Raw genomic sequence first — 20,113 nt, 5'->3', positions numbered from 1 at the left:
CGGTGCCAGTTCGCCGAAAGGGAGGTAGCGCTGTTATGACCGATAACATGTGGAAGCGCACCCCCGCCCGCCCGGACAGCGCCTCCTATGCCTGAGTCGGGGATCAACGCCACCCTTCCCCGACACAGATGTGCGTCGGCGAGGTAGGCGCTCCGGCCACGTAAGACACGCTTTAATGGGCTGCCGTTTCGGCTGCCCCGGCAACCAGCCATAGCTGTTGCCCCAGCGGCTATTCACGTTCTTCTTTAATCGAGCGAATTACTGCTGCGATACGTGTGTTTATCAGCGCAGTAAGCCTTTTGGCATCGACAGCTCTGACTGCTGGCGGTTTCTCGTCTGTGATCACATATCGACCATCGCCGTCGAGATCACGCCACCGCAGCTCATGCTGGGCACATCCTCGCGGTCCGAAAACGGATCGCCCTTGAATGACTCGAATTCTCCCGGCCCGACTAGCAGCTTCCTGCAGAAACCGGTGGGAGCGGCCTTCCCGCGATTCGGTAAAAGTGTCTTGCACCGACGATCCACCGTAGCCGTAGTCGTAGTCCGCGTGGTTCGTCAGCTCGAAATCCCGCTGCTGGCCGACTTGCGTGTCAGGCAAGGCGCGGACCGCCTCATCAGCCAACCTCAGGGGGTCGCATTCAGTAACGATATAACCACTGCTCTGCCAGAAGGAATCCCCCGGCAGCTGAGTAATGCTATAGCCTTTGATGCTCTTTCTGCTGGCAAGAACGCGTATCTGCGCGGCAGGATCCAACGCCACTTTCTCGTTCCAGCCGGTTACCAGCACATACAAATCCGGATTTGCGATAGCTTCGAAAATCTCGCGGGTTGCCCGGTTCATCGTATGCGACAAGCGCTCCCGCGTCGACCGAATCTCATCCTCGAATTCTGTCATCGACTCGGATTCCGAGCGGAATGAAAAAGGACCCGGCAGGATGTCATTTGTCGCATCCTTCCACAGGACAAAGAATTCCGTCTCCGTGAATTTCCAGACCTGGCTCATGCCTCGACAACTGGCTTTACCACTTTCGGCGCTTTGCCGAGGACTTCTTCGAGATTATCTGCAGACTTGAGATAGTCGGGCCGCTTCTGATCCTTGCCCTGACCTTGCCCAACCCCTTGCATTCCAGGACTCATCCCACCCATGCCGCCAGTACCACTCGATATACCGGAGGAACTCGATGTGGTAGTCGCCAAACCCGCACGGGACGTTCCGGTAGTTTCTGCTGCAACGGTTGTAGCACGCGGAAAAAGCCGCGACTGCCCGGCGTCACGCGCAAGAGCAGCCGATGGGCTACTGGAAACCCCCGTGCCGATGCCCGAACCAGCGCTACCAAGTGAACCAGCGCTACCAAGTGAACCAGACGATGCCCCGGGACCCATACCCATAATCGGTGCTGCCCCCAGCTCCGGCGCCTGCAGTGCGGCTAACTGAGCAGCTTGCTGTGTGGTCTTCGTTCCCTGCTGCACGGCTTGTTTCGCTGCACTCATACCCTGCTCTGCAGCCTTAGAGAGTAGGCTCGCCACTTGTTGGGCCGGTTGCGCGACTTGACCGTTACCACGGCTCTCGGCTGCATCCGCGACCAGCGGATTAGCTTGTACCTTCTTCGCTTCCAGAGCTTCCAGAGACTTTTGCGGGTCTTGCTGGCCAGGATTCAGTTTTAGCGGATCGACCGACGCTATCGGGTTAGCTTGTGCCTTCAAGGCCCGCTGCTGAGCTTCCAGAGACTTTTGCGGGTCTTGCTGGCCAGGATTCAGTTTTAGCGGATCGACCGAGGCTATCGGATTTTCCGGCGCGGGGAGAACCGGGATGTGACCCACGAGTAACACATAACTTGTGCCATAATGTTTGTTCCAGATTTCGGCGTGAATCTTCTCTGCCTGGTGCACGCAATCCGGATATGTTTCCTTAGCCAAACCGGCTGCCGTCGCCCCGGGCAGCTCGGGATTGAGTTTCCCCAGGAACTCTGCACCAAATGCTAGTACAGTGCTCATCTCGTTCATTCGATCCGTCAGTCCGCTCAACGTTCGGCCGTAGCTTGAAATGGCATTCTTCGCAGCTGTCGCCGACTCACCTGCCCATCTATCCCTGTAGCCTTCCCCGTTAATGAGCGAGCCAGACTCTCTGTTGAACTTATCGAATGCATCACGCGACAAGTTAGCAGCCCCGGCCCATGCCCGCGCCCGATCTTTGATCTTAGCAACTGCATTGCTAGTCTCGATGAATTGACGGTGTTGGTGGAACATATCAAAATTGAGGCTTTCGCCTGGAATCGGACTCAAACCCGGATCGACATTCTGAACCCCTGAGATGCGGGCTACCTTTTTGGCCAGGTCGGTTCCTAAGAGGTCGTCGTAGTAATCTTGTTTCTTCTCGAGCCCATAGCCGACCCTAATTGCGGCCCCGACATCAGTCCAATGCACCCCATTAACTCGATGGTGTGAAAATCGCATACGGCCGCCGAACCAACCGTCTTGATCTTTCCCTTCTCTGGAGGGGCCCCAATCGGGGAAGTCCACGCTCCCGGGCTGGAAGTTCGGAAGTGAGCGTGTACTGTTGACCCTTTTGAACAAGTTGCTCATGTCTTGCTCAGTACCTACCAGCTCGTTCCTGGCCTTCGCGAAGGCACGAGTCATAGCGGTCACGATACCGACATGCTGCGATACCACATCTCGTAGGCTGTCGGCTTCTCGATTTAATCTGGTAGCCAACTCGGGGCCCGACCTATGGCAGCTGAAATCCGGAATTCCGGCAAGAGTATCGTGATTGTCAGAGACTTGCTGCAGCGCATGGCGCAGTTCTCCACACAGGACGATTATCCGTTGAGCGATATCCGGGTTAAAGGAAACCAGTCCCGCGCTCAGTCCATTCCAGTCTTCTACCCCACCCATTGAGTCCACTCCCGTCGGTTATCGGACCGATTGATCGACCCCACACGCGGCGTAACGAATCGAGTCATCAGTCGACCTCCTAGATAATTTTCCGGTACGCACCGTTGCCCAAGTTGGCAAGCATCACTGACACCGGGTAAACTCTCCCCCAGAGGTCTTGTGCAAAATCATGCACTCCACCGTCCCCTTCAACGCCGCTTTGAGTCATATTGCAGACACAGACCACCCGCAGCGTACCGAACCGAATCTGCCCCCGCTACCGGTTATGCTGTCCGGTGTCAGCGCTGGTGCATCATGGTCATATCGCTGACCAGTGGTGGGCTGTCTTCCGCGACACACCGTATGTGTTCTGCCAATGAACGCGGCCCAAGTTGGTCCTGTCCGTGGATAGGTTGCGGTTTCCGGAAGTAGTTTGCGGACCTGGTTGCGGAATTCGGACATAGGTTGCGGGTTCTGAGGAAATCGGGCCGTCTCAGTGAGAGGCCGCCCTGCCTGTGTCGAGCCGAATCCAACGCCGAACGCAGCGTCTGGGCAAGCTCGAAGGCGTAGCGACCCACCGCACGGACCTCGTCGGGAACAACCACGACTTCCGAGCCATCCGGAGGCTCGAGGCTTGCGGCTGCGGCACCACCTTCAAACTTCGGATGCCGACGCTGTGGACATCTCGGTTTTTCCTTTCATTGACCCAATGTGCTCAGCTACTTTGGATGCTCGCCTGAGTCATGGCACCCATCAGAACAGATTCAGCATGTTCGGTCGACCGGGGACAGACAAGGTCTAGGGAATCGAGATTGCGTCGAAAGCCGAGGTCGAACCGACAAATCCGGCGTCCGAACCGGACAAGCGATCAGCCCCATCAGTCCCCCGGACCAGCTCGTAGCCGATGGCGCGGAGGGCATTCGCTGGAGTGTCGACGGCCGGACGCTCGTACAGACACTTGAAGAAGTCATGCACGGACCCATCCAAATTCGCTTCGTACACCCCGGTGCTGGCGACAACAACGATAGTAGTGCGCACATTCATGGGCGGAGACAGCTCGTACAGGTGGGCGTACGGCATATCTAATCCGTCCTCGGTATGCGGAATTCCGCACAATGGTGTTGCCGTACCGAGTAAGGGCTGAGTTGTGGTCATTTCGGGCACCCCCGTTTTCCTGCTGCTTCTGCCTCAGCGGCCGTCAAGGTTTCTACTCGGCGGCCGACTTTCCTCTGCTGGGACGTTGGCGGCATCCGGCCGAATCCGACCTGCGCCTATTTCTTCGCACCCCAGCGGAAGCCTGCTGAATCGCCCATGTCATCACTGTCGCCCATTGAGCTTGCTTCGTTGATCCAAGGCAGACAAGACCCAGAGGATTGATATCGTGTCGAAAGTCGAGGCCGGAGCAGGAAATTTGGCATCCGAACCGGACAGCGCCACCGAGCCGAACTCCGTGGCGTGAAGAAATTGCGCGCCCGCCGAGCGGGTCTGGGGCCCGTATCCCAACGGCGAAGCCGGACACAGCAAAGGCCTGTGGTTGTCCCCGGACGCAGACGAGAACACTCGCGTGTTCGGCAGCCCATACGACAAATCCTCAACAGCCAACCGACAGTTGGGTGTGGGCGCCACCAAACTGACCCCCGCCCCGGCCGAGACGGTACACACGCCGATCCACAACCCGGCGACAACGCATGGAATCGCGAACTACTGCAACCGGCTAGCAGCTCGGCGAGCGGCTCCCCGGTCCCGTCGGCACCGTGGTCGGCGCACGCCAGCAACGGGTGGAAGCCATAGCCTTTCTTGGATGTCGGTGCGGCGTGCTGCTTGTGGAGTGGGTGTCGAGCAGGGTGGCATCCAGATCGATGACCAGCGGATCGGTGGCGGCGATCGCGTTACCCGGCGCCCGATCACGAGCCCGCAGCCAGGCGGTCGCGCGAGCGGTCGCGCGGGCAGAACCGATGGCGGACAACACTTTCGGTGCATCCACAGTCAGTGTCGTGACCAGCCGCGACACCGTCTGGTCCGACGCGGCCAGCCCGAACACGTCCGGTTCACCGCGCAGCAACGCGCGATCGGCGGCGCAGTCCCCGCCGATCGCGACCATCACCGCCAGATCCAGCAGGATCTTCCCCGGATCATGCGTCGCGAGGGGTTCCGCCACGGTGCCAGCACCTGCGACACAACGCCCGATCCAACCCGACCGTCTCCGCAGTGCGCAGCAACGCCACAGCCCCACCCTGCAACACCAAACCCGAACCATCCCTGTCAACTTTCCGCGACGGGTACCGTGAAGTAGACTGCCTCACCAGAACGGTGCTCCTCGATGCTGCCGATTCCACTCTAGACAAGTCGAATCATCGCAGCTCGGAGCACCTTTCATCATTCCAAGGCGGTCATCAGCTCAACCGGCATGAATGGCCGAGACTAGCCACCCCGGTCACCGGGGCACGATTCGGAGAGGTCATGGATACTCTGCACATTGCTCCCAATGCCGGGTTGGCGGCCTCGACCCGCGCCGCGCACCGTTCCGCCGACGGCACCAGCAGCGACGTGCTGGCGTTTCTTGATGATCTTAGCTGCGGCGGTATCGACCCGTCGTCCGCCGCTCGGCGGACCTGGTGGGCGACTCTCCCCGGCGATTTCGGCCGGCGTTACCTGCACGAACAGGACGGCACAGACCTTGGGGGTCTGTGGGACCGGCTGGATACGGCCGGGAATGATGCCCGCCTGGTCGTGTGGGTCGGCCGCCTCGCCGCCGGGGAGCTGGCGTTCCTGCATTTCTTCGCCGACCGGATCGGATCACGCCCGTTCCGTGTGATCGCCCCCGGCGAGGCCGACGGCCCACCCGCGCCGCGCGTCGCCCTGCCCCCGGCACGCATCGGCCCGATGCTAGGGACCGAGCGACCGATCACCGACACCGAACCGCGCCACCTGGTCGAGCGGTGGCTGACGCTGCGCGCCGAGAACGCGCCGCTGCGGGTGCTCACCGCGGCGGGCCTGGTGTCCACGCCGTCGACCACTTCGACACCGCCCTGCTGGACGACACCCCGACCACATCGACCCCTATGGGGGCGGTCGTCGCCGCAACCATGGCCGCCCAGTCGTTTCCGTTGCCCGATTACGTTTTGCAACAACGGCTCATCGCACTCGTCGGCACCGGTGCCGTGGCGGCCGACGACGACCCGACCACTGCGGGATCGTGCCGGGTGTCACGAATGACACAGTGAGCCGCGCCGACGCAGTGGGGAGCTATCTGCGGGAGATCCGTCTCTCCTCCGACGCCCACACCGACGGTTACCCGTTCGACCTGCCCGTGGTGCGCCACCTGGACCGGGTCGGCGGGCTGGTGATCCCGTCGGGGGTGACGTTCCTGGTCGGCGAGAACGGCAGCGGCAAATCGACCCTCATGGAAGCCATCGCGGTGGCCGCGGAACTCAACCCGGAGGGCGGCTCCCAGAACTACCGGTTCGCCACCCGCGCAACGGAGTCCATACTGGGCGACCACCTCACCCTCCGATGGGGCACCCGCAAGCCCCGCAGCCGGTTCTTCCTCCGCGCGGAGTCCTACTACAACGTCGCGACTGAGACCGAACGGATCGGCCCCGACCAGATCGCCGTGTTCGGTGGGGTGTCGCCACACGAACGCTCCCACGGCGAATCCTTCGTCGACCTCCTCAGCCACCGATTCGGCCCACGCGGCTTCTACCTGCTCGACGAGCCGGAAGCGGCGCTGTCCCCGCGCGGCTGCATGGCGGTACTCGCCAGACTCTCGGACCTCGTCGCCCAGGACTGCCAGATCCTCGTATCGACACACTCGCCCATGCTTCTGGCCCTGCCGGACGCGACGATCTACCAAATCGACGACGGCGGCGAGATCGCCACCGTGACCTACGACGAGGCGATGCCTGTCCGCCTCACCCGCGACTTTCTCGCCGACCCGGACCGGTACATTCGCTACCTGACCTCATGACATTCGCAGGTCCTGGCGAATGGGCCGGTAAGAAACAGTCGCTCGGCATCGCAGATCTGGCACGAAGTTGAACGTAACCTCCCCGACTGTGATTCGGCGGATCGGCCGGACTATTATCGAGAGGATCGCGGAATAGGAGTCGCCTGAGTGTGCCCGCGTCCTTGGCTTAAGTATCGGACGTCTGTCCGGTGCGGACGACGAATTCGGTGCGGTGAGCTCGGATTTCATCCGAGTTGAAGATCGCTGCCTTGTACTTCGACCACTCTGGAACGCACTATGGTAGCTGCCTTCAGGCCTGCGTGGAGGACATGGCGTGACGGTCCGTCGTCATGCAAGGAATGTCTCCGACTATGTAGCCATAATGCCGCTACTAGCCCGTGTTTTGAAAGTGGGTGAGGGCGGGCGCCCACCCTCACCCGTGTCGTAGCCGCTGGTTGATGGCGGCGATATGGACGGTGGCGAGGTAGCGGAAGGCGAGTTGGTCGAATCTGGTTGCCATGGCACGGTTTTCCTTCAACTGCCCGATACCGCACTCCACGGTGTGACGTTGCTTGTAATCCTCGGCGTCGAACGCTGGTGGCCGTCCACCAGCGGAGCCCTTGTTCTTGCGGTTGGCGGCCTGGTCGGCCTTGATCGGGATGGTGGCTTTGATCCCGCGTCGACGCAGGTGCGCGCGGTTGGCGCGGGAGCTGTGAGCCTTGTCGGCACGCACCCGCTCCGGGCGGGTACGCGGGCATCGGTTCCCGAGACGGGCACCGCGATGCCATCGAGTACGGCGGTGAATTGCGGGCTGTCACCGCGCTGACCGGCGGTGATCACGATCGAGAGCACCTTGCGGCCCTGCTCGGTGGCCAAGTGTGTTTTGGTGGTCCAGCCGCCGCGGGAACGGCCGAGCCCGTGGTCGGCGGGCTCGGTATCGACCCCGCCGGGTGGCTCGGCCTGGGTGTGGCCGTCGTGTCGGGCCCCGGCGGCCTGGCGGTGCGCGCGGGCGATGGTGGAGTCCACGCTCACCTGCCACTCGATGCGGCCGGCGGCATCGGCGAAGGCTTGCAGCATCTTCCAGATCAGCGCCCACACCCCGGCACGCTGCCAGCGGCGGAACAACCCGTACACGGTCTGCCAGCGCCCGTAGCACTCGGGCACGTCCCGCCAGGGTTTCCCGTATCGGGTGCGCCATCGGATCCCGTCGATGAGCTGCCGTTTCGTCCATTTCGGCGGGCGGCCCGCCTTCTTGCCACGAGGCAGCAGCGGCTCGAGCCGCGCCCACTGGGCGTCGCTCAGATCCGCTCGCCTCGTCACCGATACGCTGGTCACGAGGTCTCCGGTAGTGCTGGATCCGCTTGGTCGCTGAACCTTCTACCGGAGACCTCGCCTCATCAGGTCATCGACACGCCAACGCAGGCAACACCTTCCGCCTTACCAGTTGAGAGGCGCCGCTACACGGCACCACTCAACCCGAACCACTTTCAAAACACGGGCTAGCGGCGAACCGCTGTGTTTTGGTGAGCGACAGCCGCCAATCGCAACTTGTGTCGACGCTCGGCGGTCCTTTGTCAGCCATAGCGCTCGGCCTGAGGGCGTCGTTGGGGCTCGGCGCCGGCGCCGCGTCCGCGGATCACCCGCCCACCGTGAACCCGGGTCTACTTCCTGCCGGTGATCCGGCGGCGCCGCCCGAAAAGACCGAGCGGCCAGCGAATTCCGATTGTTCCAACACCGTATCCGGTGGTGAGGGCGCGACGACCCCCACCGCCCAGCGCTCACTCGATCTGGACAGCGCGTGGCGGTTCTCCAAGGGCGAGGGCCAAACGATCGCGGTCATCGACACCGGCGTCGCACGGCATCCTCGCTTGCCCGGACTGATCGCCGGTGGCGACTTCGTGGCCAACTCGGGGGACGGCACCGAGGACTGCGATGGGCACGGCACTTTCGTCGCTGGCCTGATCGCCGCGTCGAAGGTTGACGGGCAGGGGTTTTCGGGTGTCGCGCCGGAAGCGCGCATCATGACGATCCGCCAGACCAGCAGGATGTACCAGAAAGAGGGCAGGTCCAGGGAGCGCAATCCCGACGATCTGCCCGAGGGCTACGGCAATCTGGCCACCATGGCCTCGGCGATCCGGCGCGCGGCCGATGCGAACGTCAGCGTCATCAATATCTCCGAGGTGTGGTGCGGCTCGTCCAATGACGTCGACGGATCCATCGGTGCGGCAGTGCGATACGCGACGCTGGAGAAGAACGTGGTCGTGGTCGTCGCCGCCGGAAACCAGGACGGCTCCTGTAAGACCGAGCAGCAGATCATCGATCCGCTCAACCCGTCCGCCGATCCGTGGAGCAATGTCAAGGTCAATGTGAGCCCGGCCCGCTGGGACGATTACGTGCTCTCGGTCGGCTCGATCGATGCCAACGGCGCACCGTCGAAGTTCACCGTGCCGGGCCCGTGGGTGAGTGTGGCCGCGCCGGGCGAGAATATGGTCTCGCTCGATCCACGCGGGACCGGCACCGCCACCGGCACCGTGAGTCAGCAAGGGCAGCAACAGGCGATGAGCGGGACCAGCTTCGCGACGCCATTGGTATCCGGTGTCGTCGCGCTCGTGCGTGCCCGCTTTCCGGAGATGAGCGCGCTGGATGTGGTCAAGCGGTTGCAGGCCACCGCACATGCGCCCGCCGAGGGATGGAGTCCGTATATCGGCTACGGCGCGGTCGATCCGGTTGCGGCGCTGACCGATGAGGTGAGCAGCGCGCCGCTGTCGCCCAAACGGCCGAGCCCGGCCAGAAGCGCCCAGCTGCCGGTGCCCGCACCGACGTCGCCAGCGGACAACCGGGCCCGCAATGTCGCGCTGATCGGTACCGGGATCATCGGCGCCGCCTTGGTTCTCGGCTACCTGGCCTCGTTCCCGATCCGACGCCGCTTCGGCATCAAATCCGACGATATGTAGCAGCCTCCTGGGCACGCCCGCTTCGCGCGGATTACCTTGGCACGAAGCGGGCGGCCCGACCAGTATCCCGGCTCGTATGGACTTATATCGAGCAACATGAAGCAACGCTGATCCACGTGTCCGGAACGGACATCCGATCAATAGTCATGACCTGCATTGATCCAAAAATCCCGCGTTTTTGTGGAACCTTTAGCCGTGCGGTGGCGTCGGAAGTAGTGACGGCATGTAATGCCGGTTGGAAGCTCAGGCCGCAGCTCATGGGGTCGGAGAGTTGAATCGGCGGCTAATCGGCTGCCCATAACATGCGAAGAGAGCGTTGTGAACAACAAACGAACAGTCCTGAGATGCCTGATCGGCACAGCCGCGGCTGTAGGGATCGCGATTGGCGTCAACGGTACGGCCAACGCCCACTCCTATGAGGGGCCGATCACGCCCATCGGAACGTGCCAGGCCGAAGCCAAGCAGGACCAGGCTGATGCGCACCAGATCGGTTCGACTGCGAATTCTCCCGAGTACCAGTGCATCGACCTTGGTAACGGCACGGGTTACGTAGTTGCTGACTACCCCGTAGCGCGGTAGCCCGGAACGGTGCGTTCCCGCTCCCGGCTGGGGTGGGGCCGGGAACGCACTGAAGGCCACCGTTGCATATCCATCAGCTTTCGGATCGAGCCCCGTCGCGACCTTCCGCAGGCCCAGCATTAGCGCTATCGCGCCGCCCACGATGACGGACGACTTGGTGTCACGCGTTCCAGGCTCGCGGTGGAGCGTGAACTCGGATGGTTGTTTCGTGAGCAGTGGCGAGGAGGACTGCAGATCGCCGCATATGAGGAGGTTGTCGACGGCGAGATAGCCGAGGCTCCGACACCGCGCTCGGGCATGCCGACATCACCGACGAAATCGTCACCGAATATCTGTGCAAATCATCGATATGTCCGGAGCGGACAGCCGATCAGTGGCTTCGACCCGCGTTGACAACGAAAACGGCGGTGAGTGAGGTTGATGCGGAATCCGACATGTCATACCCTCAAGTCTCGTAAGTATGTTCGGATCGGGAAGGAATTTCTCGAATGTCAGCTAGTAGCGCGGAAAATTACTATGCGGCCAGGTTTTGGAGAAACTAGCCGATTTATCTGATAGCAACTGGGAAATCCGCCGGGATGAACGGGGCCATCGAACTGCTACTCGACATGGCCGCTGCGACCGGAAAGCAGATCTATCTCGAATGGGCCGCGAAGACGCCGATGTCTTGTACACACGCCGCACTCCGACGCGGAAGGCTCATCATATCCGATGCCGACGGAATCAACAACCACAGCTACGGATTAGCGGCTATCCGGCACCACCGGCTTCACACATCGCCTTCTTTGCGGAGGTGAACGGTTGTGAAGACTTCGCCCTGGCCATCGATGTCGGCCAAGAGAGGAGTCTGGAGAAGACGACTGTCAATTTTGAGGTTCCTTCGTGGATGAAATCTGAAATCGTATCGTGACGAATCAGTTAGGAATTATCGTGTCTGTATTCAGACTCCAGTCTGTGACAAAGATTGATAGGTGGCCCATCAGAGTAGCGATGGAATCGAAGACTCGACGCCGGATCTCCACCCTGATCGCCGCCACAATCGCCGCCACAGCGATCAGTAGTGGCCTCGTCACCACGGCCCTCGCTTCCCCCGCCTCCGCGAACGACGACAACTGCGCCAGCTACCAGAGTGGCCTCCTCGGCTCGGACAAAAACTTCTGGGCGTGCATCACGCGCTCGGGAGGAAACCTTGTCGGCAACGGTCATACGGAAAACGGCAATACCATCATGTGGATCGAGATCTGCCCGACGGACCCCGGCGGGTGCTACGGCACTCACGAGGGATGGGAGGTCAGCGTGCCATCAGTTTCGCTGCCGCACGGTTCGTACGTGACGACCTTCCACTACGGCGACGGCCGCGGAAGTGTCTCCAGCCAGTCGATCAAAATATGAAGCGCTTGTTCCCGGAACTCCCGCCGCCATCTATAGCAACCACTCAATGCTCAACGGGGCCAACTAACGGCCGGCGTCAGGGCCAACTTATCAATCCTCGAAACGCTTCGACCAGCTGCCGCCGAGAGGTGGGGCCAACTATCGATCTTTTTCACACTGTCTCTCTCGGCCACCGAGCGCGAAGCCGCCGGGCCTACTGCTCATCAGGACGTTACTATGCGCGTTGCTCACGTTCGACCCACACAACAGGCTAGTCGGGCAGCGTGTCCACAAACCAGACGGTGATTGCTCAGGTCATGACCCGAGCAATGGTCACAGCGTCTACTATTTATGGCCGTCAGGCCGCAGAAGGATATCGAATGTCAAGACGAACAGTTGCCGCAGCTCTGGCAGCTGCGGGGATGGTAGGCGTACTTACCGCGGCTACGCCTGCACAGGCCAAGTCGCCAAGCAACCTCTGCCCGGCGCTCGCACACGGCAGTCCCGTTGTGGCAATGGAAGTCCTATCGGAGACGTGCAACGGGCCGATAATTAGGGTGCGGGCGCGGCTCTCAAGCGAAGGCGCCAAAGGTCATTTCGAGGTCTGGATTCCCCCTGGCGCCCACGAAGGGAGGGAACAACCGGATAAGTTTTGGGGTCCCCAGACCGATTGGTTTTGGCCGCTCAGCATCGAACATCCGACAACGATCTGCGCGAACTTTTACAGCGATGGGAAGCAAATCTACAAAGACGACACCTGCTTTATACCCCCCGGATAAGTCGTAAAGCCGACCATAGGAATGGGATTGCCGCGTCACTCTTCGAACGTGACGCGGCAATCTCATTTATCAAGCGGGAGGCGAGGTGCCGAGGTCCTGGTCGCCGGCGAACGACACCCACGTATTATAGTTCGAGCACGTATAGTTCCTTCTATACCAGTGGCCATTGGTACCGAGCTGATAGATATAGTAAGGCCCCGTTTCGCCCCAATGCTGGCAAATTTGCCCCTGAATGTCAACTCCAACTCGGTATCCGTCGGCTTGGGCGGCTGGTGCGGACAGAACCAGACCGCCTGTCAGCAGGCCGCCGATCAAGGCGCCCGCTACGGACGAGGTAACACGCATAATCCTCACTTCCTTCCTTCCTTGTTATGGAAGGGCCTACCCCCTCCACCCGTGTACTGCTGTCGAAGCTATTTATGGATACAGCGAGCAGTTATAGCCATCCATAAATTTGCCGTCGGCATCGGTAACTACAGTTTCGCAGGCGACTTTGGTCCACAGTCTTGGATTCTGCTGCTCCAGCATCCTTATGCAATCAACTCGATAGTGATCGCAATGACCAATGTTGACCCCCGCAACCGCAGGCGCCGCGGCACCCATCACTGCGCCAACGGCAACGACAATCGTGCTAGCTAATTTCCCGAACACCTGAATTCACTCCCTGCGGGCCGAACGCCACGCCCTGATGACGAGGGCGTCTGCGTACGTCTGCCCCCCAAGATCATGGGGGGCAGACGCTGAAATGATGTGAGCGTTGTGCGAATCGGTCGAATCGTCACTTAATTGACGCTAATGACCTGCCGGATTCTGCGTCAACCGCACGATCTGCTGGTTCGTTGTCGATGCAGGTCGAAGCTATTAATCGGACGACCGGTCCGGACACATGGATGATCCGCGCCGGTGACACTAGATTGTCTTGATCCGGCGAAGCCGGAATTCGACTGGTAAATTATGAGGGTTGCAGCTTCGCCAGATCGTGCTGAATCTTTGCCTCGTGTTCTTCTGCGTCCACGCGGGCTCGTGCCGGGTTCCAACGCCCTCGCATGACCATCAGGGTCGGAAGGAATATCGCCTCACACGCGAAGCAGATCCACCACCACCGCTGCCACTGGTGCGGACTGTCCTTCTGCGCTTGCTGCAGACCTGGGACGTGGGAGGCGAGATATTCCTGGTCAGCGGCCGGGATCGGCTGGGTACCCAGTTGTTTCAGCCGATCTAGCGCCGCCTGCGGATCGGCCGCGAGACGCGCCTTGATCAGTTGCTGCACAGCTTCGGCGCCCGCGGTTTGATCGGCCGGATTCTGTTGCAGTGCAGCCAGGGTAGCTGGGGATACGGCGGTCACGGTCGTGATCTGCTCCGGGTAGGCCGCGACGATCTCAGCAGTCCGCGGGCCCTGATCCACCAGTGTGGAAGTGGCGGGCATCGCGAAGATGAACGCAATGAGCGCACCAACGTAGATCACACGGAGCAAAGCGCTGAATACTGCCATTCCCTTGGCCGTAGCAGCCGGGCTGTGTGCTTCGACGGTCTCGGTGTAGGCGGCTAGCCACGTGGCGAAGATCATGGCGCTGCCGAATGCGATCACGGCGAGCACCAGCGCGAATGTGTAGTAGGACGTGTTCGACTCGGTGGCCATGGCAGCGAAGAAACCCGTGCCGACCAGTGCGATGATGGTTCCGAGCAGCATGAACGGCTTCCGGACCCGCAGCTTGTCAGAGGCGAAGCCTGCGATCACCAGTGCGATCGCGTTGGTGAGCCAGTACCAGTTGCCGAGTGCGTTTGCGCGTGCGGCGGAATAGCCGAAGACGGTCGCGAAGTACACCACGATGTAGCCGACAAGGACGAGGTACAAGACCATGAACAGGCTGAATCCCAGTGCTGGTGCGAGGATGTCGAGCTTGAGTATCTGGCGCCAGTTGCCCGTCAGGGCTTCGTCCCGATCGATTCCCGCCGCCCGCGCCTCCACAAGGGCACGATCTTTCGTGCTTACCATCAGCTGGTTGCGCAAACCGGGCGACAGCTCCCGCATTCCGATGAAGGCGATTGCCGCAACGATGATTCCGACAATGCCGCAAATGTAGTATTGGAACCGCCAGTCCGGATGCGACGCGAGAGTGTTGCTGGACACCTCGGTGACGGTCAAACTACCCAGCACCGGGCCGAGGATCCAGAAACCCATTGCAGACGCTCGCCCGAGCTGCGGCGAGAAATCACGAACGAGAGCAGGCGTCACCACCAATGTCACGCCTTCCACGGCGGCCAGCACCGCGAATGCGACGAGATATTCCGTCTTGTTGGTAGTGTGCGGCAGGACAAATAGCACCATCACGCTGCTCAGGAATAGCCCGATCACCATGATATTCGCACGACCCCACCGATCTGCGACGCCAGCCGCGATCGAGGCGAGAGCGCCGGCGCTGAGTGCGGCGATGAAGATCACGACGAATTGTGTGAAGGTCATCCGGTAGTAGCTGATGATTTCGGTCGCGACCGCTCCCTGCACGTACAACTCGTAGTACAGGACGACCGTCGCCACCACCGTAATACCGAGATAAAGATATCGCTGCGCGTCAGCCGGATACCGGGTGAGCTGACGCTGCCACGCCCGGCTGAACCATTGAGAGGCGGTCTCGGATTCTCGTGCATGCTCGAGATCGCCTGCTGTGCTTGTTGTGGACATAACAATTCCCATCTGATTCCTCATCGGACATTGCCCGCTACTCGGACAATTTCGGCTTATTCTGTTCGACTTCGATCACCGTGACAGCCGCGAGCATGTCGCCACTCCGCCATATGAAGGAACAACGCACCGGGATCGACTTCCGGTGTGTCGCAGCGAAGGTGCCGATAGGCCTGATAGGTGGTGACCACGATGCGTTCCGCGTCGGGAAGCCAGGCGAATCGGCCGAGATCTATCTGATTGGCGGCCTCCAGCCAGGGACGTCCCATGGCGATCGCGTTGGCGATCTCGGTGTGGACGTGCACGAGATAATCGCGGACATCGGCGATGCCGGTTACGTCGGTGACCGGCCCGTGTCCGGGCACCACGATGACTGGATTCCAGCCGATCATGGTGTCGCACGCTTCAATCCAGCTCTCGATGTCGCCTGCCCAGCTGATCGGTGTTCCGTCGATGAACAGCAGGTCTCCGGCGAAGAGCACGTGACAGTCGGGGACGTAGGCGACCACGTCCCCATGTGTATGAGCGGGACCCATCGGTACGAGGTGGACCTCGCGACGACCCACCTCGACGACCGAATCCCCGGTCACTGGTATGTCGGGGTATCGCGGTTGGATTCCGTTGAATTCGAACGCGCCGAAGCAGTGGCGGAAGTAGGGAGTCAGGACCGGACCAAGGTCGGCAGCGACTAATTGTGCCACCATTGCCGGTGGGACTTCGTGCATTTCGTGGCTCGCTTCGGGCGCCGCGTGAATGTGGACGTTTGGCCCGAGTAGCTGATTGCCATAACAGTGGTCGCCATTGGCATGGGTGTTCAGCGCGGCAGTCAGTGGGCTGCGACTTATGGTCTGCGCCATCGCGTCCAGCATTTCGGCTGTCAGCGTGAGATCGAACAAGGTGTCGACGAGGAAGCTCGCGCCGTCCCCTTCGATAAGCCCGGCGTTGCTGCGGCCCCAGCTTCCATCTGGCGCCAGCCAGGCCCAGACACCGTCGGCGACAGAATGTAGGCCTTTAGTATAGGCAATCACGTTCGTCTTCTTCGTTCGATTCAATAGCCAGTGCGCAGTCGGTGCACGACGGCTGGTGGACGGATGACCTGTCGCGTGTGTCCGAGTTCCTCGCCATATAGTGAGACGATGTCGCCCGGTTTCAGCCATTGCGGTTCATCGGCGGGCTTTGTGCTATCGAAGCGTTCCAGCAGGCAACCACCAGGTACTGTTCCCGACCCGATCACGTCCCCCGGTACAAGGTTGGTGCCACGTGAGACGTAGGAAATCACTTCTGCGAAAGACCAATCCATGTCCCGTAGTGAGCCGGTGGCAATTTCGCGGCCGTTGATACTTGCCCCGATTTCGAGTGCGACCCGGCCGTGGCTGCGATACTGCTCGAGCTCATCGACCGTAATCAGCCACGGGCCCAATGTGATTGCCGAGTCCTTGCCCTTGCCCTGACCGATGCCGAGTTGCATCTCCTGCAGTTGCAGGTCACGGGCACTCCAGTCGCAATACAAGGTGTAGCCGATGATGTGGTTGTCCGCTTCGTCTGGTGCCACATCCCTGCCCGCGCGCCCGATGACGGCACCGACCTCCAATTCGAGGTCGAACGCCGTCGACCCCGGGCTGATCGGGACGTCGTCGTACGGCCCGACTACGCAGGCAGGATTAGCGAAATAGAAAGCGGGAATCTGCGACCACACTTCCGGCAATTGGTCGGTGCGGCCCGTGGCACGCATGCAGCCGCGCGCGTGGTCGAGAAAGCACAGGGCGTCACGAATCGACGGCGGTACTGGTATCGGAGCCATCAGCGTGGCATCGGCGAAGGCGACGACCTCGGCAGGCGAATTGCGGAGGTGACTCGCGAGGTCGGTCATGGTGTCCAAGCCGTCGTGGATCAACTCGAGCATGGAATGGCCGTCCTCGACACCGAGTACAAGGTTGCCGTCCAACAACCCGACCCTGGGGCCAGTGCTGGAAATGTATGTCACCCAACGCATTTCGATTCTTTCTAGGATTCCGTAAGTGTCCGGCATGCATCACGCCAGCGACTGTCCGTGTTCGTCGAGAACCTCGATTGCGGCGACGGGACAGTCGTCGCGCGCCTGTATCAGGGCATCTACAGCGGAGTTCGGAGGGTGGCGGTCGATAAGGGCCACCCAGCCGTCATCCCCGGTGCCGAACACACTTGGGGCTGCCAGGCGGCAACGTCCGCTGCCCATGCAGCGCTCGGAGTGGACCACGATCTCGATCCCGCTCATAATCGCACCGGCCGTGTTTCCCATCCGCGGGACACCGCGTTGGTCGTCCGGCGTACGGCAGGCTGCGACCCGGGTCCGATATCGGGAAATCGGCGCAGCAACTCCTTGAAGATGACAGCGCCTTCCATGCGAGCCAGTGGAGCGCCCACGCAGAAGTGGATGCCTTGAAAGAAGGCAAGGTGCTTGGTGTTTTGGCGGCTGACGTTGAACACCTCAGGCGATTCGAACGCGCGAGGGTCGTGGTTGGCCGCCGCGATGCACGGCAAGACGAACGTGCCTTCCATCAGTGTGTGTTCACCCAGCACCACATCGCGGGTGACCCGGCGACCCGTCAGATGTAAGGGTGGATCGAAGCGAAGCATCTCCTCGACCACCGACGGCAGCAGTGCAGGGTCGGCGGTGACTTCCGCCAGCACATCTGGATGGCCGAACAGCAGTGTGAGTCCGTTGCCGATGAGATTCGTCGTGGTCTCATTTCCTGCGATCAGGAGCAATGCCACCTGTGCGATCAACTCGGAAACACCGAGATGATCACCGTCTATGGTTTCGGTCTGCACCAGCGTTGTGATCATGTCGTCGGCAGGATGCACGCGACGCTGTTCGGCCAAATCTCCGAGGAAGTCGAACAACTCCAGACTCGTCCGGATCGCTGAGTCACGTCGTTCGCTCTGGACCAGCGGGTCGAATGTCGACGCGTAGGCGAAGGACCACTCCCGAAACTTCGACCACATCTCGCGGGGCACACCCAGAATGGCGGCAATAACGGCAACCGGCACCGCGGCAGCCAGATGCGGCATGATGTCGATTTCCTGGCCGGGTTCGAACTCGGCCAGCAGTTCGATGGTGGCCCGCTCGATCATCGGTCTCCAGGCTTGCACCGCGTCGGGGGTGAATGCCTGCCGAAACGTCGAGCGGATGCGAGTGTGTACTGGCGGATCCGAAAACATGAACAATCGAGAGGCGATCTCTATGAACCTGAGGTGTTCCGGATCGCTCGCATTATGGATTCCCGGCGAAAGACCGAAAAAGACCTCACTCGAGAACGTTTTGTGATCGATGCCGATACGACGCACGTCGGCGTACCGGGTGACCATAAAACCCTGAAGCGCCTCCACGAAGTGGATCCCGTCACCCAACTCACGCAATTCGTTGTACAGCGGAAACGGATCCTGTACCACGCCACCGAAGAGTTCGGCGAATACCTCTGTGGCCTGCCGGCCTCGCATCGTCGAGGACTGCTCACCCATGTAGCTCGACATCGGTCACTCCTTCAGTTCTGCTCGAGCAACGGTCCCGCTCGACAGGTATCAGCGTGGTCTTGACTGTAAGCAAAGTCAACACATCGACGGCAAAAATCGACAGACAGTCGTTTTTGCCTGGAGGCGCACCGACAGTGACGTCCACGCCGAGGACCTCCCAGTGACTGCGCGCGGACGTCGACGCCATCAGGGCGGGAATATCGTTGCGGGAGTTCGGATCTGGGCGCATCTTGGTCATCGCAATCACACTCTCCGAACCGGGGCGGTGTCGAGAGGCGCCAGAATGGATCGGCTTCGTTCATGTCTCGAACGATGGTGTTCCGAGCCCGATCGGTCACTTGGCGGGCTGATGTGTCGTGACGGAGCGTGTCCAGGACCCAGGTGTTGAACCCGTTGTAGTCGACCCGGGCCGATATCGACGTCGCTGCCCACGACAGATCGGGCGGCGCGTGGATCGAGCCGGGAGTTGACGTCGGCCTCGGCTGGATCCCGGTACTGGAACGCTCCGCCCATCTGCGTGACCTGCAACCGGTCGGTGATCCCCGCGGGCTGTGGATGTGTCGCGTCGTCGGCGAGCGCAGCCGCCAGTTCGGTCATGCCTGCGATGCCGAGCCACCGCACCGGCAGATCAGAATGATCCAGGCACATGGCGGCGATCACCTGCTCGAACGGAACCGGCCACTCGCGGGCAGCTTCAGGTAGCAAACTGCTTGCGGCCCAATACTTGCTGTTGCGGGACACCTGACCCGGCGCGACCCGCACGTCGGAGCGTCCGAGCATGTCCAGCAGGCGACGAGCCAATGCCGACCGCTGACGGTCGGGGAACTCCTCGGAGGTGATTACCAGCTCCAGTCCGGGTTCGGTCAACGCCGCCAACGCCAGGGCCAGCGCGCAATCGGTGTCACCACCAATATCGGTGACGATGACCAGCGGGGAGTCCGGTGGCAGCGTCATGCCGTCGCGCCCGGGAACGCTTTGGCGGCGTGCAGGGTTATCTCGACGACAGTGTCGAACGGAGGTCGCCGCATGCCCTCGGGCTGATCGAGCCAGAATCGCACTTGGTCGGCGGGGCAGGGAAGCATGACCAGCGCACCCGGCACCGTCCCGATCGCTTGACAGCGAAACAGCTTGGCGAACAATGCGATCGGCCTGTTGTCGGGGCCGGCGCCCTGGGTGAGGAACATCCGGTATTCGGTGGCGGTGTTGACAATGATCGGCGTCGGCAGCTGGCGGCGGTGTAATTCGGCGCGCACTAGGTCGCCTAGCTTTTGCGGCATGCGGATGCCGTCGACCGCGCCTGCCTTCAGAATGATGTGGTCGTGGATGTCGACGGTGGTGTCGAAGCTGTTCTCGCGCCGGTAGCGTGCGCACTGGAAGTGAACGGGCCCGATCACGGTTGTAGCCATAGCTCCTC

14 protein-coding genes and 3 pseudogenes are annotated in these 20,113 nt (G+C 61.3%); 4 read left to right on the top strand and 13 right to left on the bottom strand.

The genetic code is table 11. The annotated features are described in order from the left end of the window. Positions 1-229 precede the first annotated feature (229 nt). From ACQP1G_RS17010 to ACQP1G_RS16995, 4 genes and pseudogenes are all read right to left on the bottom strand, one after another. On the bottom strand, positions 230-1,006 hold the full coding sequence (locus ACQP1G_RS17010; RefSeq protein WP_433204931.1) for an ESX secretion-associated protein EspG: 777 nt from the start codon (positions 1,004-1,006) through the stop codon (positions 230-232). Next, positions 1,003-2,895 (bottom strand): hypothetical protein, encoded by a 1,893-nt coding sequence (locus tag ACQP1G_RS17005; protein WP_433204929.1) that lies wholly within the window; start codon positions 2,893-2,895, stop codon positions 1,003-1,005. Before ACQP1G_RS17005 ends, ACQP1G_RS17010 begins: the two co-directional genes overlap by 4 nt. A gap of 777 nt (positions 2,896-3,672) precedes the next feature. Next, positions 3,673-4,038 carry a hypothetical protein gene (locus tag ACQP1G_RS17000; RefSeq protein WP_433204926.1) on the bottom strand — a complete coding sequence of 122 codons (366 nt, stop codon included), beginning with the start codon at positions 4,036-4,038 and terminating at the stop codon, positions 3,673-3,675. 524 nt (positions 4,039-4,562) lie between these two features. Next, positions 4,563-5,177: pseudogene (locus ACQP1G_RS16995) on the bottom strand (transposase); the annotation flags it as partial. 157 nt (positions 5,178-5,334) lie between these two features. Between ACQP1G_RS16995 and ACQP1G_RS16990 the strand changes: the two are divergent. Next, a complete protein-coding gene (locus ACQP1G_RS16990; RefSeq protein WP_433204923.1) occupies positions 5,335-6,090 on the top strand; it encodes a DUF1835 domain-containing protein in 756 nt (251 codons plus the stop codon). 4 nt (positions 6,091-6,094) lie between these two features. Then, positions 6,095-6,841 carry an AAA family ATPase gene (locus ACQP1G_RS16985; RefSeq protein WP_433204921.1) on the top strand — a complete coding sequence of 249 codons (747 nt, stop codon included), beginning with the start codon at positions 6,095-6,097 and terminating at the stop codon, positions 6,839-6,841. A gap of 412 nt (positions 6,842-7,253) precedes the next feature. Here ACQP1G_RS16985 and ACQP1G_RS16980 read toward each other — a convergent pair whose 3' ends face one another. Together ACQP1G_RS16980 and ACQP1G_RS16975 are read right to left on the bottom strand one after the other, a co-directional pair. Further along, positions 7,254-7,553 (bottom strand): transposase, encoded by a 300-nt coding sequence (locus ACQP1G_RS16980; RefSeq protein WP_433204918.1) that lies wholly within the window; start codon positions 7,551-7,553, stop codon positions 7,254-7,256. A gap of 101 nt (positions 7,554-7,654) precedes the next feature. Continuing rightward, positions 7,655-8,140, bottom strand: a pseudogene (locus ACQP1G_RS16975) (IS5 family transposase); the annotation flags it as partial. Positions 8,141-8,412: 272 nt separating this feature from the next. On the opposite strand from ACQP1G_RS16975, the gene mycP reads away from it, so the two are divergent. Both mycP and ACQP1G_RS16965 read left to right on the top strand, forming a co-directional pair. Next, entirely contained in the window at positions 8,413-9,774 is a 1,362-nt protein-coding gene (mycP, locus tag ACQP1G_RS16970; RefSeq protein ID WP_433208589.1) for a type VII secretion-associated serine protease mycosin, read from the top strand. 1,569 nt (positions 9,775-11,343) lie between these two features. Then, complete coding sequence (locus ACQP1G_RS16965) at positions 11,344-11,745, top strand: hypothetical protein (protein WP_433204916.1); 402 nt, start codon at positions 11,344-11,346, stop codon at positions 11,743-11,745. 1,710 nt (positions 11,746-13,455) lie between these two features. On the opposite strand, the gene ACQP1G_RS16960 is transcribed toward ACQP1G_RS16965, so the two are convergent. From ACQP1G_RS16960 to ACQP1G_RS16930, 7 genes and pseudogenes are all read right to left on the bottom strand, one after another. Continuing rightward, entirely contained in the window at positions 13,456-15,045 is a 1,590-nt protein-coding gene (locus ACQP1G_RS16960; protein ID WP_433204913.1) for an MFS transporter, read from the bottom strand. Between the two features lie 197 nt (positions 15,046-15,242). Continuing rightward, a pseudogene (locus ACQP1G_RS16955) lies at positions 15,243-17,179 on the bottom strand (fumarylacetoacetate hydrolase family protein). Between the two features lie 39 nt (positions 17,180-17,218). After that, positions 17,219-17,440: a ferredoxin gene (locus ACQP1G_RS16950; RefSeq protein ID WP_433204910.1), complete on the bottom strand. Its 222-nt coding sequence runs from the start codon at positions 17,438-17,440 to the stop codon at positions 17,219-17,221. Further along, positions 17,437-18,699, bottom strand: coding sequence for a cytochrome P450 (locus tag ACQP1G_RS16945; protein ID WP_433204907.1), 1,263 nt, complete (start codon positions 18,697-18,699; stop codon positions 17,437-17,439). Before ACQP1G_RS16945 ends, ACQP1G_RS16950 begins: the two co-directional genes overlap by 4 nt. Next, a complete protein-coding gene (locus ACQP1G_RS16940) occupies positions 18,680-18,937 on the bottom strand; it encodes a hypothetical protein (protein ID WP_433204904.1) in 258 nt (85 codons plus the stop codon). Before ACQP1G_RS16940 ends, ACQP1G_RS16945 begins: the two co-directional genes overlap by 20 nt. Positions 18,938-18,942: 5 nt before the next feature. Continuing rightward, positions 18,943-19,653, bottom strand: coding sequence for a nucleoside hydrolase (locus tag ACQP1G_RS16935; RefSeq protein WP_433204901.1), 711 nt, complete (start codon positions 19,651-19,653; stop codon positions 18,943-18,945). Beyond that, the gene (locus tag ACQP1G_RS16930; protein ID WP_433204898.1) at positions 19,650-20,105 is read right to left on the bottom strand and encodes a hypothetical protein; all 456 of its coding nucleotides are present in this window, start codon (positions 20,103-20,105) and stop codon (positions 19,650-19,652) included. The genes ACQP1G_RS16935 and ACQP1G_RS16930 overlap by 4 nt, the downstream gene beginning before the upstream one ends. Between the last annotated feature and the right edge of the window lie 8 nt (positions 20,106-20,113).

The sequence above is a fragment of the Nocardia sp. CA-107356 genome (assembly GCF_050946365.1).
In the GTDB taxonomy this organism is placed as follows: Bacteria; Actinomycetota; Actinomycetes; order Mycobacteriales; family Mycobacteriaceae; genus Nocardia.
This window is presented reverse-complemented; position numbering and strand designations above follow the sequence as displayed.

Excerpts from the sequence above, each read along its gene's own strand:
- ACQP1G_RS17010 (WP_433204931.1), bottom strand. The coding sequence starts at position 1,006 with ATGAGCCAGGTCTGGAAATTCACGGAGACGGAATTCTTTGTCCTGTGG.
- ACQP1G_RS17005 (WP_433204929.1), bottom strand. The coding sequence starts at position 2,895 with ATGGGTGGGGTAGAAGACTGGAATGGACTGAGCGCGGGACTGGTTTCC.
- ACQP1G_RS16990 (WP_433204923.1), top strand. The coding sequence starts at position 5,335 with ATGGATACTCTGCACATTGCTCCCAATGCCGGGTTGGCGGCCTCGACC.
- ACQP1G_RS16965 (WP_433204916.1), top strand. The coding sequence starts at position 11,344 with ATGGAATCGAAGACTCGACGCCGGATCTCCACCCTGATCGCCGCCACA.
- ACQP1G_RS16950 (WP_433204910.1), bottom strand. The coding sequence starts at position 17,440 with ATGAGCGGGATCGAGATCGTGGTCCACTCCGAGCGCTGCATGGGCAGC.
- ACQP1G_RS16945 (WP_433204907.1), bottom strand. The coding sequence starts at position 18,699 with ATGTCGAGCTACATGGGTGAGCAGTCCTCGACGATGCGAGGCCGGCAG.
- ACQP1G_RS16940 (WP_433204904.1), bottom strand. The coding sequence starts at position 18,937 with ATGACCAAGATGCGCCCAGATCCGAACTCCCGCAACGATATTCCCGCC.
- ACQP1G_RS16935 (WP_433204901.1), bottom strand. The coding sequence starts at position 19,653 with ATGACGCTGCCACCGGACTCCCCGCTGGTCATCGTCACCGATATTGGT.
- ACQP1G_RS16930 (WP_433204898.1), bottom strand. The coding sequence starts at position 20,105 with ATGGCTACAACCGTGATCGGGCCCGTTCACTTCCAGTGCGCACGCTAC.